This window comes from Weizmannia agrestimuris (genome assembly GCF_943193165.1).
Lineage (GTDB): Bacteria > Bacillota > Bacilli > Bacillales > Bacillaceae_C > Weizmannia > Weizmannia faecalis.
In genome coordinates, this window is record NZ_CALPDC010000014.1 from 1 (window position 1) to 15,385 (window position 15,385).

Below are 15,385 nucleotides of genomic sequence, written 5' to 3' on the forward strand. Positions count from 1 at the left end.
GTTTTTTACGTGTTTCCTTTGAAATCCTTACACTTTATATTCGACAAAAGTAGCCAAAATCCTTGTCAAATCTGGAACTTTTGCTTATTCAGCAAGCCCTAAATACGAGCCAAGAACGCCTCCAATGACGCCCCCAGTGGCATCGCTCCCCTTGTTATAAACCGATTACTTGCATTTACGCTACCTAAAATTTTTAATGGCGTAATAGCCTGTCTTAAACTGACCTGGCTTACAAAATAGAGCATGTTTCCAAATCCGGATAGCATCTGTCCTAAAGTAAGTAAGATTAAAGCGATGGTTTTAGAGTGAAAGTAGGGTGTAAAAACAATGATTCCCCCAACTCCGATTAAAACGGTAGCACCAATGATCGATATCCCAATACCCATCTTTTTTGAAATAAATTCAGAAAAGTAAGCCCCTATTATCCCTCCAATACTTCCTAACCCATAGATTAATCCAATTTGCGATGCGTGCATTCCAACATTCCTTACTATGTATAGTATGTAAATGGTTTCAAAAGCAGTTCTGCAAAAATTTAAAATAGCCGTAGATATGGAGATAGATAAAAGAATTCGGCTATTTATTAATACTTTTAGTCCCTTTAAAATTCTTTTAAATATATTTATGTTTTCTGTAACTGTCTCTCTCTTTTCATTCATTTTTATTTTCCACATAAAAAATAATGAAATAAAATAAGATATTGAATCGATCATGATAGAAATGGGAGCAGATAAAATATTGATTAAAAATCCTGCAATGCTTTGACCAAAAATTTGGGATAAAGAACGGCTAACTTCTAAATTCCTATTTGCTCTGTACAAATCTTCCCTTGAAACAATAATGGGAACAAAAGAAAGATAGGCAAGTTCAAACATCATGGAGAACGTAGCAGATAAAAAAACAACGATGTAAAAAACGTAAAAATTGAGGGCATTAAGAAAGGCAAAAATGGGAATAACTAAAAGACAAAGTCCAGTTAATAAATTTGTAACGAGCAATATCGAACGTTTATTACTTTGATCAATCCAAGCCCCGGCAATTAAACTAAATAAAAAAAAATGGAATGGTTGCACAGGCTTGGAATAACCCCATTTCAAATGAATTAGCCTTTAATAAATAGACTGCAGTTAAAGGTAGTCCGACAATTGTAACTTGAGAACCAAACATCGAAACAGTTTGTCCTGACCAAAATAATAAGAAATTTTTATTTGATTTAACTAGCGAAGGTGAAGTATTCAATAGATAGCCCTCCTTAAAAGCTTATCTTTGAAAATTCTCGTATGTTGCTGGATTTTTAGTCCTGCTAAATGTTGAAGTGAATGAATTATTTAGATAAGAAATATCCCCAAATAGGCAACACAATTAAATCGAATACGAGTAAAAATAATAGTAAACTATCATATTTGTCATAATCATCCACTCGATTGTTTTGTAATTTTCTAATTATAAAGATTGTAAGAACCAATAGAATAATCCCCGTAATTACTTTAAAAAAGACTAATAAATCCATAGTTAAATCTCCTCTTTAAAGTAGGATACGAATCATCATATTCGCCAGAGATTCCCATTTTCCTTCTAATATCCACATCTTTTTTAACATTAAAAAGACTCAAATCACACAGTAGCGGGAAGTTAAACAATAATAAGCATTCCTGTAATCAAAGAAATTTGGTGTTTGCACAAAAAGAGCCCCCTGGTATGATAGGGTGTCCAAAGCTTCAGAGCAAAAACGGACTCTTAATCGATACCCAAGGGGGGACTCCCATGAATGATACGCTGCATCTTGATTCTTCAATCATTGACTTTATAACCATGCTTCTAAATATTCCGATGAAATGAAATATAGTTTTAATTTGAAGGACTCTTAACCAATAAGGCCATCTGGAACGATTAGCCATGAAAATCCCCTGTCTTTTGATTCACCGTTACATAGGGGTATTCACCGGTATTCACTTCTTTTACCCAAACTTCCCAATTACCGTTGCCAATATACTTATAGTGACTGGGCGTGACGTGATAACCTTTATATAATTCTTTCTCGAACGTTGTTACCCAGGCGCCGTTCGGCCGGTTTACAGCCTGATTGGTCTTATCGGTATTGGAATTGGAACTTGTGCCTTTGTTCGATGTTCCTTCATGATTCTTTGTTGTATTTTCCGATGCCGATGAATTTCCTGATGTTGGTTGGTCTGATTTTGAATTGTCAGACTGGTTTGATGCTGATGAGGAGCTGTTTTCTTCTACCTGACCTGCAGAACTTTTCTGATCATCACTTCCCGTTGTGGTTGAACCGGAAGCTGAATTATCTGCTTCATTCTTACTTGTGTCCCTTTTTTGTGCTTTATCTTTAGGCTGCGTGGAGGAGTTTGTTTCAGGATGACTTCGATCACTTGATACGTTTTGACTTTGATTGTGATGAAATATAAAGAACCCACCAATCACAATCAGAACAACAACCAATACGAGCAAACTAACTTTTTTCATTTCAATGCCTCCTCCCTTCCATATTAACACGCTTCTACAATTTTAAATCGCCAGTACTTGACCAGCAAAGATTTTCGTTACTGAATTTAAAAGCCTTGAGATATCTTTTGGATATTGAAATATTTACTTATTTTTCAACTCTTTTCTGATACAGAAACTGTCCCAAAAGCATCTTTGTAATATGGGTGAACATGTCGCCGCGCGTGACGAGTTCATTGGTGAAGACACCGATTGCGCCTTCTTTTTTGCGGACGTTTTCTTTTTTTGCATAGTTTTCCATTACAGGTCCGAGTTCTTCGCCTGCCCGCAAACGAACCGCGATTTCTTCCGGAAGCGGAATCCTTGCTCCGCCGGCGATGAAGGGTTCTTCTCCTTCCACGACAAGTGCACCCCAGTTGCAGAGAAACAAGCCATGCGGGGTTTCCACCACGCCACCTTCAAGACCAATACCAATATCCGCATTTTTTGCTGCCAGGACCGCCCTCGAGCGGTTAATGGCCCCTTGCAGCGTTTCTTCGTCGGAAAAAGGCTGTTCTTTTACGCCGGATGGCACACCTGCAGCCACAAATTCCATTTTCTGCCCGTCAAGCACTTCAAAGGCTTTCCGGACAGCCGACACTTTTGCCGGATTGGTCGAACCAATTGCAATCATCAAATTCTTTCACCTCTGTATTTCGGGCATTTTTGCCTCAGGAAAATCGAATATTTCTTTATTATTTACTGCGGATCGCATCAACGGTTGAACGGTCACAGGCCTGTACCAATTTCACGATCAAGGCCTTGGCTGCCGCATAGTCATCGACATGAAGGATCGCGGCATGCGTATGGATATAGCGGGCGCAAACCCCAATCACAGCACTCGGGATCCCTTCATTGGTAGTATGAACGCGGCCGGCATCTGTCCCGCCATTCGGGGCTACGAAATACTGGTAGCGGATATCATTGCTCTCGGCTGTGTCGAGAACAAACTCGCGCATGCCTTTATGTGTCACCATCGTCCGGTCGTAAATCCGCAGCAATGCGCCTTTTCCAAGCTGCCCGAATTGTTCTTTATCGCCGGACGCATCATTGGCGGGACTAGCATCCAGGGCAAAGAAAATATCCGGCTTAATCATATTGGCTGCTGTCTGTGCACCGCGCGTCCCGACTTCCTCCATAACCGTAGCGCCCGAATAAAGCGTGTTCGGAAGTTTTACACCCTGCAGTTCTTTTAACAATTCGATGGAGAGGCCGCAGCCGTAGCGGTTATCCCAAGCTTTAGCAAGAATTTTCTTTTGATTGGCCATTGGGGTGAACGGGCAAACCGGCAAGATGGGCTGGCCCGGGCGAATCCCGATTTTTTCAGCATCTTCACGGTCATCTGCGCCGATATCAATCAGCATATTTTTAATGTCCATTGGTTTGGATTTCTGATTTTCATCCAATAAATGTGGCGGAATTGAACCAACAACACCGATGACAGGACCGTTATCCGTATAAATTTGTACGCGTTGAGCCAGCAACACCTGGCTCCACCAGCCCCCTAGTGTTTGAAAGCGGATCATGCCATTTTCAGTGATGGATGTAACCATAAATCCAACTTCATCCATATGCCCTGCCACCATCACGGTTGGCCCGTCTTCCTGATCACGTCTTACGCCAAAGACGCTGCCGAGATGATCTTGTATGATTTCATCCGAATATTTTTGCAACTCCTGCTTCATAAACTGGCGGACGGCCGACTCGTTACCCGGTGCGCCTGGCAGTTCAGTCAGCGTTTTAAATAAATCGAGCGTTTCTTGTTCCATGCTTTTTACTCCTCGTTTCTGTATTTTTTTATCATACCGTATGTACAAGGTTTATTTTACATAATGGGTGGTTTTCTTGCCAGATTTTCACTTCATTTTGTACTTTTGTAAGTGAATTCATTTTCGGTTACCGCCTTGAAAGTATATAATGAGGGGGAGCACCGATTTATTCTGATTAATTGCAGAGGAAAGGATAGGAGAAAGATGAATTGGAAAACTTTTATCGCCGGTATCGCTGTGGGTGCAGCCGCCGGGTATGCCGTCAATGAAACATTGCACCGTACTGTTAGCGTATCCGCCGAAACCGTTCTTGCAAAAGTTAAGAAAGCGTTTAAAGAAAACGGTCCGATTGACGGTTCCTGGATTCAAATGACAGAGGAAGATTATGAAAAGTACCCGTTTAAAACGAGGGTCTATAAGGGCGGGGTTTCGCTTACAAAAGACGGAGAGAAGAAGCAGTACGAATTTATTGCCGACGCCAAAACCGGTACCGTCCTCGATGTCTATCCGATTTAACAGAAAAGCAAATCCGTTTTAAACCGGCTTGTGCCGGATGGCTGGAAAAGCAGAATCCTTTAAGGCTGGCTTTTCTCGCCAGCTCTACAGGATTTTGCTGAATGGTAACCGGCTCTGTTTCGGAGATCCCGGCTTAGGGCTGGCTTTTCTTGCCGGCTCTATGCGGGAAAGCAGGATAAGCTACTGCTATTTTTAAACTGGCACCCTTCGGAATATTTTATTGGAAAGCAGACGCGCCCTATGTGAAGGGAGATCCTCAATTTTTCGCGCTTCCTTAACGTAGACGGGCTCTAGGTGAAAAAAGGCTTTCGTTTTTGCGCGCTTCCTTCACGTAGACGCCCTCTAGGTGAAGGAAGAACCTCATTTTTGCGTGCTTCCTTCACGTAGACGCGCCCTATGTGAAGGAAGGCCGTCTTTTTTCCGCGCTTTCTTAACGTAGACGCCCTCTAGGTTAAGGAAGACCCTCAATTTTCCGCGCTTCCTTAACGTAGACGGGCTCTATGTGAAGAAAGACCTTCGTTTTTCCGTGCTTCCTTAACGTAGACGGGCTCTAGATTAAGAAAGCGCCTTGTTTTTGCTTGCTTTCTTAATGTAGACAGGATCTATGTAAAGAAAGGCCATCTTTTTTCCATGCTTCCTTAACGTAGACGCACTCTATGTGAAGAAAGACCTTCGTTTTTCCGCGCTTCCTTAACATAGACGGGTTCTATGTTAAGAAAGGCCTTCGTTTTTCCATCCTTCCTTAATGTAGACGCCCTCTATGTAAAGCAAGAGCCTCGTTTTTGCTTGCTTCCTTAACGTAAACGCCCTCTATGTAAAGAAAGGCCGTCTTTTTTCCGCGCTTTCTTAACGTAGACGCACTCTAGGTTAAGGAAGATCCTCAATTTTTCGCGTTTCCTTAGCGTAGACAGGCTCTAGATTAAGAAAGCGCCTTGTTTTTGCTTGCTTTCTTAATGTAGACAGGCTCTAGGTGAAGAAAGGCCCATCTTTTTTCCGTGCTTCCTTAACGTAGACGCACTCCATGTAAATCCCGCGCTTCCTCACATTTTTAAGCCGGCCCTTTGCTGGATGGTTGTTCATTTAACAGGATAAGATGCATTTCGATGTGAAATTTAAAACGGCGCGTTCTCGTTACCGGGTCGGTTTAGCAGGAAAGCCGCAGGGGTTTATGCCATGCAAAAATCGGCACGGATCTTTTCCCATACGCGGCAGTAAAAAACGGTGGACCTTTTGTTCACCGTTTTTTACCACTTTATACGGGCATTTTTTCACGTTCCACTTTTTCTATCATATTCCCGTCCGTATCCCACTTCAGCGCCCGGTAGACAGCGTCGTGGTAAAATACAAACCAGGCATTGTCCCGGATCGCCTCTTCAATCCATTTCTGTTTTTGAAAAATGGAGGTCATCGGGTAATCATCATAAGCCATCACCCAAAGCGGGTTGCGGTGCGCGTGCGTCGGCAAAAGATCTGCCATATGGATCCATTTCTCGCCGCCGGACTCCGCCATTACAATCGCATGCCCGTCACTGTGCCCGCCTGTATGTACCATCCGGACTTTGCCTTCAATGGTAACCTCTTCTTTAAACGTTTGCACCTGATGCTGGATTGCTTCCCAGTTTTCCTTCCAATACGTGCTTTTTGAACGGATATTCGGGTGACGCATTTCGTCCCATTCCGTTTCAGATACATAGATGGCGGCATTTGGAAATGAAGGGACATATCCATTTGTATCATCTGGCATGGTCAAGCCGCATGCATGGTCAAAATGCAAATGCGTCATGAGCACAATGTCGATATCCTCCCGTGTCAACCCGAATGCGCTTAATGAACGGTCGATCTGCGACTCCTCTGTGACGCCGTAATTCCGCTTCTGCTTGTCTGTCAGTTTTCCGTTGCCAATCCCGGACTCAATGAGAATGTTTTTCCCGTACAGCTGAAAAAAGATCGGGTCTGTCCGAAGTTCAATCTGGTTTTTTTCATTATATGGATATTTCCGCGACCAGAGCGGTTTCGGAACAACGCCAAACATGGCACCGCCATCCAGATGCGTGACGCCACCATCGAGCCAGTAAAGTGTCATTTCACCGACTGTTAAATGTTCCATTCTTCTCCCTCCTGTAATCGGTTTCAATTCATTATATTCGCCACCATTTCCCATTTTTCCTGCCTGTGTCGCGTTGTAAAAAAGGCGATCCTGCCTGTCCGCTTTGCCCTGTGGTGTTTCCCCGCCAATTCTGTAATGCAAAAAATTGAAAATGCCGTTCCCTTTTTCCCCAGCCTGTTCCGTAATGTAAAAAACTGAAAATGCTGTTGCGTTTTCCCCAGCCTGTCCCTCCTTGCAAAAAATCGAAAATACCGGTCCCGTTTTTCTCAGCCTGTTCCGCTTTGCAAAAATTGAAAATGCTGACCCCTTTTTTCCCAGCTGTTCCGACTTGCAAAAAAGGAAAATGCCACTCCCATTTTCCCTGCCTGCTTCGCTTTGCAAAAATCGAAAATACCGGTCCTGTTTTTCCCAACTGTTCTGCGTAGCAAAAAATTAGAAATCCCGTTCCCGTTTTTCCATGTCTGGTGCACGATGCAAAAAAAAGCGCCCCGCACTGCCATTATCCTTGCAGTGCGCCGGGCGCGTTGCGGTATTTTGCCTCACAGCGGTAAATGCGCTGCCCTTGTGCGGAAAACTTTTCTTCATATTCTGTCATGACATTGCCGGAAAAATCACTGCGATGCAAATCAAGGCTGATATTTTTTAACTGCAGGCCATATTCCGAAAAACTTTGCAGCGAGTATTCAAACAGACCTTGGTTGTCCGTTTTTAAATGAATTTCCCCGCCGTCCGCCAAAATGTCTTCATACAGCTGCAAAAAAGTGCGGTATGTGAGTCGCCGTTTTTCATGGCGTTTTTTTGGCCACGGGTCGGAAAAATTCAAATAAATCTGTTCGACATCGCCTTTTGCAAAAAATTCCCGCAGCTTTGCACCGTCCACATTTAACAATTTTACATTCGGGCGGTTTTTTTCAATCAGTTTATCGAGTGCAGACACGATCACGCTCGGCTGTTTTTCGATCCCGAGAAAATTGATTTCGGGATGCTGTTCCGCCATTTCAGAAATAAACCGGCCTTTCCCTGTTCCGATTTCAATATGGAGCGGGTTGCCGTTTCCAAACAGCGCCTGCCAATGGCCGCGCCATTTTTCCGGGTCAGGTACGACGAATTGCGGGTACTTTTTTAATTTTTCTTCCGCCCACGGCTTATTCCGTAATCTCATAAAAACACCCCAACTTATATTTTTTGGCAAAAGCCTGGCCTATCTGCATAAAAAAAGAGACAGGTTAAACAATAGAGTATGTATGGAGGTACCGGTGCAAGGCCTTCATGCACATGTCAACAGCTGCATATCTCTAGTGAAGGATGTGTTCCACTTGGCACTCAGCCATCGCGACCAGTTAACCTTATTAACGGATATTTTGTACGATCATCAAACAGACTGCTGCGGATCTGTTTCGGAATGTGAACAATTGGAAAGGCTGGTCAAATCATTGCTCGTCAATCCGGCTGTCGCAAATGATATGAAACAAACGCTGACAGATGTGTACAGCTACAGCCAGGCGGGAAAATATGCCCAGCATTTGGACGACCATATTGAAGCCCACCAAAACAAGCTCGGGGAATGGGTTGACCAGCTGAACACCTATTTTTAAAGAATGAAGAGCGGCAAAAAGAAGAGGAACCATCACCCGGTTTCTCTTCTTTTTCGTTCGAAACCGGTACACTTTTTTCGCTGCAAGCCCTCAACTGGCAGTTTCTCTAAAAAAGAAGACCCAGGCAAACGCGATGCAGCCTTCTTTTATTTTTTCACGCCGCCATGCACGTTCTGCAAAAAATCAAGCCAGCGTTGCATTTCTTCGTACCGGCCTTTTTCTTTATGCCAGCAAATCATCACAATCGCTTGGTAAATGGTGTGCCATTTCATCCGGAGCGAAAGGCTTGCGGTCATTTTCGTGCCGTATTGCAGCAACCACCTTTCCCAATTTTCGGGCGGAATGTAGGCGTACAGGAGCATGCCGATGTCCATCGCCGGATCGCCGATCAGCGGGCCGTCCCAATCGATCAGAAACAATTCATTTTCGTTTGATAAAAGCCAGTTGTTATGATTGATATCGCCGTGGCAGACGACACAATCCCCGTATGCAACGTTCGGCTGTTCACGTTCGAGAAATTCAAGGGCATCCAGAACACCTGGTGCATCGGGCCATTCCCCTTTTGCGCCGGATTTAAGATCATGCAGCATGTTTTCAGGCTTCATCGATTCCAGCCCGAGCCTTTGCAGCATCGTTAAAAGCGGTTTTGAATCGTGAATTTTTTTCAGCATCTTGGCAACGCGTTCTTCTTCCATTTCGTAAGGCTTTAGTTCCCTGCCCTCCACCCACTGCTGGGCCGTGATGGTGTCGCCGTTTTCTAGCCTTTTCGTCCAGACAAGCTTCGGGACAATGCCTTCAGCGGATAACACGGCCAGAAACGGCGATGAATTCCGTTTTAAAAAGAGGGATTGTTCCTGGTATTTGGCATAGAAGGCTTCTCCTGTCGCCCCCCCTGCCGGCATGATCTCCCAGCCTTTTCCTAATATATCTTCCAACATGTTCACCTTCAAATTCAGTAAGTCAACCTCACACCGATGAAAAAACAGCGATATCCCTGTTATAAAGCCAGGAAAAGTAGGATTTGTAAAAAAGTAAAAATGCCATTCCATTTTACACAAAACATTGACGCGGATTCTTCCTGTTTGCTGAAAAATCCGCAGCTGCCGGTTTTTTCACTCGGCAAACGGAGACAAAAACAAAAAAAGACAGCTATTGGCAAGTATCATTCACAATAGCCACCTTTCAGTAAATTTTATCGCTTTTTGACTTTTTTCGTCAAGCGTAATTTTGGTTTAACCCGGGGCCGGATTTCCCAGAAATATTGAAATACCGGTAAGGCGGCTGTTTGTACCGAAAATTTTCCAATGTTTGCAGGAAAAATTCCCGCTCTATTCCCCGGCGCCGTCACGGGCAGCCTCGTTCGTTCCGGCACTTTTTTTGTCCAGGCATTCGTTAAGCAGCACTTGGGCCGACTTCAGTTGCATATATTTAAACGGTGAGCGCAAATTTCGCTGTTGCCGGAACCATTCGACATGCGGGCGTTTGTCAAGAATATGGAGGCCATCCGGCGCATCCGGCCATTGAATAAACCCGTTCCGGCAAATGAGCGCCCTTTCGACCGGAAAGGTGATATCATGCCGTTTCAGAATGCTGCGCACGATTTTTTCCGTCCGCGCGAGGGCAATGGCCGGATTTAAAATATTTTCTTCGTTCCCGGCTGTCCGCTTCTTCCAGAAACGGCCGTTCGACCCGAAAAAGACGGCATCCTTTTCTTTTTCCACAAAGGCAATACACCATACCGCCATTGGCGAAATCAAAAGATGTTCCATTTCCAAAACGGCTTTTTTGAATGAAAAAACCGGCCGGTACATCAATAAAAATGTATCCGGAAATCTTTGCAAAAAATATTTTAAGTCCGGGTCAAAATAAAGGACGGCTGGGATTTCGGACTGTTGCAGCAAAGTGGAACTGGCCCATTTCAGCTGGAACCGGAACAGCTGGTCGAGAAATAATTTTTTTAACTGGTCTTCCGTCTCCGGCAAAAAGGCAAGCTGCGGGGCAAAATCCAATTCCCCGGGTGGCGCGTGGAAAACCGGCGCGTCCGGCTCCTCTATTTCGGCCGTATCTTTTCTTTTTAACCAGTGTTTCATGCGGGAAAGGACCTGGCGCGATTCTTCCTGCGCAGGCGCTTCCTCTTCTTCCTCCGGCCCGTTTTCCCAGTTTTCCCGGAATTTTTCCCACTGTTGTTTTTTCAGCCGGATAAACTGGTTGGTGTAGCGGATTAAGTCTGTTTCATAACGTGATACAAAGTCTTGCATTTTTAATAACTGTCCCATTTTCCTTTTCCCTTACTTCAAATTCTGTGCATCAGCTAGCCTGAAAGACTGCACGATTTCGTATTTTGGCGTTTGATGGAGATTCGTCCGGTAGAGCACGATCCGGTCTGCCGAAAAAGGCACCGGTTCAGGCGAAAACGCATCCAGCATGCCGTCAGCAAAAGGTCTGTCACCGTCCCATTTCCGCGCCAGCGTCATATGCGGGTGAAACGGTCTTCGATCAAGTGAAAAACCTGCTTCAAGGCAGCAGCCGGCCACCATTGTCTCAAGATCAGAAAGCGGCGGTGATTCCTGTATGCCTGCAAAGAGTACACGCGGTTCGTCTTTTTTCCCAAAAGTACCGAAGTGGTCGAACACAAGCGGCAGCACGTGGAATGCACCGATTTGATCTGCAATCAGCCGGTTCGCTTTTTCCAATTGCGCCTCTTCTGCCGCTCCCAAAAAGGCAAGGGTAATATGAAGATCATCGCGGTGCACCCATCGCTTAAACGGCAGGCTCCCTTTCAAGCCGGCCGTTGCCTGCTGCAATTTTTGTTTGAACGCTTCCGGCAGCAAGACGGCATAAAAATAATGGTTTGCCATCGCTTTTTTCGCCCCTGTCCATCGTGGTTTTGTGTTTATTTTAACAAAAACTGCCCTGCAGGTATACTGTGCAAAATCTGGTTTCCGGCATTTCCGATGTTTTCATTTTTCCGAATAGGGTATATAAATATGTTAAGGGGGGAGAGCTGGAGTGAAGATTGGCGACCATGTCATGTACAAAGGTGAGAATTGTGAAATCGTATTTATTTACAAAAGCGGGTATTGTGAACTGAAGAAGCCATTTCTTCATCAAATTGTGCTTGCCCACATGTCGGAGCTTGAACCGGCAGGAGAAGAAGAAGCCAGGCTCCAAAAATAGCAAGGGGCATTCCTTTAACCGTTCCTCCGGCTAAAGGAATGCCCCTTCTTTTATTTTGGCGCGCCCGGCACCGCTGCCGAAAGAGCATGAATCTCCCTGTCAAAAGCTTGCTGCAGTTTTAACGTTATTGCGCCTGGTGTGCCGTCTGCAACGGGTTTACCGTCAATGTCCACAATCGGCATGATTTCGGATGTCGTGCTTGTCATCAAGACTTCATCCGCCGCGCGCAAATCCGCTACCGTAAACGGCTCTTCCCGGAAAGGAATGCCTATTTTCCCGCAAATGCCAAAGACCACTTGTCTTGTAATCCCGTTTAAAATGAGGTTCGTTGCCGGATGTGTCAAGAGCACGCCGTCTTTTACGATAAATACATTCGACGACGAGCCTTCTGTCACTGTTTCGCCGCGGTGCTGGATTGCCTCATAAGCGCCGTTTTCCACAGCTTTTTGTTTGGCGAGCACATTGCCGAGCAGGTTCAGGCTTTTGATGTCGCAGCGCAGCCAGCGGATGTCTTCCGCAAGCACCGCTTTTACGCCTTTTCTCATTTTTTCAAGCGGCCGTTCCATTTCACTCGTGTATGCAACAAACGTCGTTTCGCTTGTTTCCGGAAAATGGTGTTTCCGCTTGGCAACGCCGCGCGTAAATTGCAAATAGACAATGCCTGTATCGAGGCGGTTTGCTGCAACCAGTGCTTCCAGTTGTGCCGTGAGCTGCTCCATTGTATACGGAATGTGGAGCGAAAGTTTTTCCGCGCTTTGATAGAGCCGCTTTAAATGCATTTCGCTTGTAAAAAGCCTGCCCCCGTATACGCGGACCACTTCGTAAATGCCATCCCCGAACTGATAACCACGGTCTTCAATATCAACGCTTGCTTCTCCCCTGTCGATCAGGGTGCCGTTTAAAACCAGTTTCTCCATGATGCAACCCCTTTGCCTTTTTTCATTTTATTGCGGCTTTCCCGCTCGTTCTTCTGCTTGCTTGCGGCCCGCCGGCATTGACGCAGCTAAAGTCACGCGTGCTTCCCGGCCAGTTCATAAATGGACTGTGCATAAATAGCCGTTGCTTTAAGCAAATCTTCCACATACATGTACTCATCTTTCTGGTGCATGACATCTTCGCGGCCCGGGAAAAGCGCCCCAAATGCCACACCTTTTTTAAGGGTACGTGCATATGTACCGCCGCCGATTGCCAACAGCTTCGCTTCCTCTCCGGTCTGCTCCTCATACACTTTCGCAAGCGTCGTAATCAGCGGGTCATTTTTGTCAACATAATGCGGTTTCTGATCGGAAAAATGATCAAAACGCAAGCCGTCTTCTTTTAATTTCGACACAATTTTTGTTTTTCCTGCTTCGAGATCGAAAGTAACGGGATAACGCATATTTAATCCTATGCGGCCGCCTTTTTCCTGATGATAGGACATGATCCCGATATTGATCGTCAATTCCCCTGAAACTTCATCTTTGTACCCGATGCCGAAATATTCACCGCGTGAACGGCCGAAGAACTGGTTGAGCGTTTTGATAAATTTTGCCCCGGCACGGTCAAGCGCCACATTATTTAAAAATTTTGCCAAATAAAGCCCCGCGCTTTTTCCGTTTTCCGGTTCCGCACCATGGGCCGAAACGCCTTCCAGTTTTAAAATCAAAACGCCGTCGTCCACAAAATCCTGCCCGCGAAGTCCGGTTTCCTTTTGAAAATCCTGGAATTTTTGCAAAAGTTCCGTCTGCTCGCCGTGCGTGACAATGCGTGCCTCCGCATAATCTGGCACCATATTGTAGCGGCGCCCCGATTCAAAAGAAAGCAGTTCCGCCTGCCCCGTATTTTCCGTTTTTTCCGGATCCTGGATGATGTCAAAATCGGCAATTCCTTTTTCTGCGTAAATAATTGGGAAGTCGGCATCCGGCGAAAACCCGATGGCCGGCATTTCCTCGTTTGCAAAATAGGCGTCCATGCATCTCCAGTTGCTTTCTTCATCTGTGCCGACAATGAGGCGCACCCTTTTTTCAAGCGGCACCCCGAGTTCTTTTACAATTTTCATGCCGTAATAAGCCGCCATTGTCGGGCCTTTGTCGTCGCTTGAGCCGCGTGCATAAATTTTCCCGTCTTTGACTATGCCGCTGTACGGATCAACTGTCCAGCCGTCCCCCTCCGGCACCACATCGACATGCCCGAGGATCCCGAGAATGTCTTCTCCTTCCCCCATTTCAAGGTGCCCGGCGAGATTTTGCACATTTTTCGTTTTGAAACCGTCTTTTTCACCGAGATCGAGCATATATTGGAGTGCCTCCCTGACGCCTTGCCCGAGTGGTGCTTCTTCTGTTGCATTTGCTTCATCGAGGACACTTCTGATCTGCAAAATCCCTTGAAGGTCGCGGATCAAATCCTCTTTCCTTTTTAATACTTCTTCCATCCAGTGGATATCGGCCATTTTTGTCGCTCCTTTACGTTGTCATTCGTTCTTTATTTTACTTCTTTTTCCATTGATTATAAAATGAATTGATATTTTTTGCCGGCCGGGGAATGAAAGACAAAAAGGGAGACGGGAAACAGCATATGGTCTTTCTTTGGAAGGATGAAGGACAAAACATAGGTCGGGGAAGCGGCATATTGTCTTTCATCGGCGGGATGAAAGACAAATCAAAGGTCGACAAGCGGAATATTGTCCTTCATAGGCGTGATGAAAGACAAAACACGGGCCGGCAAACGGCGAATTGTCCTTCATAACTATGATGAAGGACAAAACATGGGCCCGCAAACGGCGAATTGTCCTTCATAACTATGATGAAGGACAAATCACCTCCCAGCAAATAGCTAAATGTCTTTCATCGGCATGATGAAGGACAAAACGGATGCCGGGAAACAGCTAAATGTTCTTCATCAGGGTGATGAAAGACAGAACGTGATGCCGGGACCGTCGAAATGTCCTTCATCGGGCTGGTAAAGGCCATCCCCTCAGCCGAATAGCGGCAACCCAGGAAAAGGCCGGTAAAAAGAAAGCGCTACCAATAGTGGTTATAAACTTAACGGGCACAACATATGGTGTAAACAAGAGCTGATATATTTGTCAATTCAGGCAAAAAGATGTACAATATAATTGTCTGACATCTTAGAAAAAAATTTTAGAAAAAGGAGTTGTCCGAACGGCACGCATATTCCTGTAAGCTAAACATGTTGTAAAGCTGTTTGTCGTCTTTGTCTTTGGAAAAAAGATGAGGGAGTGGTATTTTGAAACCATCAACAGACCGTATGCTTACTCGTATTAAGTCAATTTATGTGTTTATTAAAGAGAAAGGGACTGTGACAACCCAGGAACTGGTAGATGAGTTCGGCATCACTCCTCGCACCATTCAAAGAGATTTGAATGTGCTGGCATACAACGACTTGGTCAAAAGCACACACAGGGGGATTTGGACAACAACAAGCAAAAAAGTTAAGATGTCATCTTAGAGAAAGAAACAAATTGTTTTTTTGGAAAGCGGCAGCGGAGACATGCAGTGCCGCTTTTGGCATGTTTAAGGGCCGTTTATCCCTGCCATTTACAACCTATTCCCGCAGGTTCAATACTCCTCACCCGTACATCAGTTTCGCCTATCCTGCACCAACTTTTTACCCAAATATGCAAACCCCGCCTCCATGTGATGACCACTACACCGGACAGTTTATCCGCTAAAATGAAGTTAAGCTTTTTACTCCCGCTTGCAATCCCTGCTTCCACACGC

At 45.2% G+C, this 15,385-nt stretch carries 16 protein-coding genes; 4 read left to right on the forward strand and 12 right to left on the reverse strand.

What is annotated here, in order from left to right; genetic code table 11:
• Positions 1-98 precede the first annotated feature (98 nt).
• The 5 genes from NFR98_RS07575 to NFR98_RS07595 all read right to left on the reverse strand — a co-directional run bounded on the left by NFR98_RS07575 (position 99) and on the right by NFR98_RS07595 (position 4,271).
• Entirely contained in the window at positions 99-1,097 is a 999-nt protein-coding gene (locus NFR98_RS07575; protein ID WP_230090465.1) for an MFS transporter, read from the reverse strand.
• Positions 1,098-1,324: 227 nt separating this feature from the next.
• Positions 1,325-1,510 carry a hypothetical protein gene (locus NFR98_RS07580; protein WP_014097682.1) on the reverse strand — a complete coding sequence of 62 codons (186 nt, stop codon included), beginning with the start codon at positions 1,508-1,510 and terminating at the stop codon, positions 1,325-1,327.
• 380 nt (positions 1,511-1,890) lie between these two features.
• Entirely contained in the window at positions 1,891-2,484 is a 594-nt protein-coding gene (locus tag NFR98_RS07585; RefSeq protein ID WP_014097681.1) for a hypothetical protein, read from the reverse strand.
• Between the two features lie 127 nt (positions 2,485-2,611).
• A complete protein-coding gene (locus NFR98_RS07590; RefSeq protein ID WP_017550256.1) occupies positions 2,612-3,136 on the reverse strand; it encodes a DUF84 family protein in 525 nt (174 codons plus the stop codon).
• Positions 3,137-3,197: 61 nt separating this feature from the next.
• On the reverse strand, positions 3,198-4,271 hold the full coding sequence (locus NFR98_RS07595) for a M42 family metallopeptidase (RefSeq protein ID WP_014097679.1): 1,074 nt from the start codon (positions 4,269-4,271) through the stop codon (positions 3,198-3,200).
• Between the two features lie 204 nt (positions 4,272-4,475).
• Here NFR98_RS07595 and NFR98_RS07600 point away from each other — a divergent pair, with 204 nt between their 5' ends.
• The gene (locus NFR98_RS07600) at positions 4,476-4,787 is read left to right on the forward strand and encodes a PepSY domain-containing protein (RefSeq protein WP_014097678.1); all 312 of its coding nucleotides are present in this window, start codon (positions 4,476-4,478) and stop codon (positions 4,785-4,787) included.
• A gap of 1,252 nt (positions 4,788-6,039) precedes the next feature.
• On the opposite strand, the gene NFR98_RS07605 is transcribed toward NFR98_RS07600, so the two are convergent.
• Both NFR98_RS07605 and trmB read right to left on the reverse strand, forming a co-directional pair.
• On the reverse strand, positions 6,040-6,894 hold the full coding sequence (locus NFR98_RS07605) for a YtnP family quorum-quenching lactonase (protein WP_014097677.1): 855 nt from the start codon (positions 6,892-6,894) through the stop codon (positions 6,040-6,042).
• Between the two features lie 499 nt (positions 6,895-7,393).
• Positions 7,394-8,056 carry a tRNA (guanosine(46)-N7)-methyltransferase TrmB gene (trmB, locus tag NFR98_RS07610; RefSeq protein ID WP_026104491.1) on the reverse strand — a complete coding sequence of 221 codons (663 nt, stop codon included), beginning with the start codon at positions 8,054-8,056 and terminating at the stop codon, positions 7,394-7,396.
• Between the two features lie 154 nt (positions 8,057-8,210).
• Here trmB and NFR98_RS07615 point away from each other — a divergent pair, with 154 nt between their 5' ends.
• Positions 8,211-8,489, forward strand: coding sequence for a YtzH-like family protein (locus tag NFR98_RS07615; protein ID WP_026104490.1), 279 nt, complete (start codon positions 8,211-8,213; stop codon positions 8,487-8,489).
• A gap of 146 nt (positions 8,490-8,635) precedes the next feature.
• Here NFR98_RS07615 and NFR98_RS07620 read toward each other — a convergent pair whose 3' ends face one another.
• The 3 genes from NFR98_RS07620 to thpR all read right to left on the reverse strand — a co-directional run bounded on the left by NFR98_RS07620 (position 8,636) and on the right by thpR (position 11,347).
• On the reverse strand, positions 8,636-9,427 hold the full coding sequence (locus NFR98_RS07620) for a phosphotransferase family protein (protein ID WP_014097674.1): 792 nt from the start codon (positions 9,425-9,427) through the stop codon (positions 8,636-8,638).
• Positions 9,428-9,817: 390 nt separating this feature from the next.
• The gene (locus NFR98_RS07625; protein ID WP_014097673.1) at positions 9,818-10,765 is read right to left on the reverse strand and encodes an NERD domain-containing protein; all 948 of its coding nucleotides are present in this window, start codon (positions 10,763-10,765) and stop codon (positions 9,818-9,820) included.
• Positions 10,766-10,777: 12 nt separating this feature from the next.
• Positions 10,778-11,347: an RNA 2',3'-cyclic phosphodiesterase gene (thpR, locus tag NFR98_RS07630; RefSeq protein ID WP_014097672.1), complete on the reverse strand. Its 570-nt coding sequence runs from the start codon at positions 11,345-11,347 to the stop codon at positions 10,778-10,780.
• A 151-nt stretch (positions 11,348-11,498) separates the two neighbouring features.
• On the opposite strand from thpR, the gene NFR98_RS07635 reads away from it, so the two are divergent.
• A complete protein-coding gene (locus NFR98_RS07635; protein ID WP_014097671.1) occupies positions 11,499-11,666 on the forward strand; it encodes a hypothetical protein in 168 nt (55 codons plus the stop codon).
• 50 nt (positions 11,667-11,716) lie between these two features.
• Here the strand turns inward: NFR98_RS07635 and dat are convergent, their stop codons facing one another.
• Both dat and pepV read right to left on the reverse strand, forming a co-directional pair.
• Positions 11,717-12,583 carry a D-amino-acid transaminase gene (gene dat / locus NFR98_RS07640; protein ID WP_014097670.1) on the reverse strand — a complete coding sequence of 289 codons (867 nt, stop codon included), beginning with the start codon at positions 12,581-12,583 and terminating at the stop codon, positions 11,717-11,719.
• Between the two features lie 92 nt (positions 12,584-12,675).
• Positions 12,676-14,094 (reverse strand): dipeptidase PepV, encoded by a 1,419-nt coding sequence (pepV, locus tag NFR98_RS07645; RefSeq protein ID WP_014097669.1) that lies wholly within the window; start codon positions 14,092-14,094, stop codon positions 12,676-12,678.
• 797 nt (positions 14,095-14,891) lie between these two features.
• Here pepV and NFR98_RS07650 point away from each other — a divergent pair.
• Positions 14,892-15,113 carry a DeoR family transcriptional regulator gene (locus NFR98_RS07650; RefSeq protein ID WP_014097668.1) on the forward strand — a complete coding sequence of 74 codons (222 nt, stop codon included), beginning with the start codon at positions 14,892-14,894 and terminating at the stop codon, positions 15,111-15,113.
• Positions 15,114-15,385: the final 272 nt, after the last annotated feature.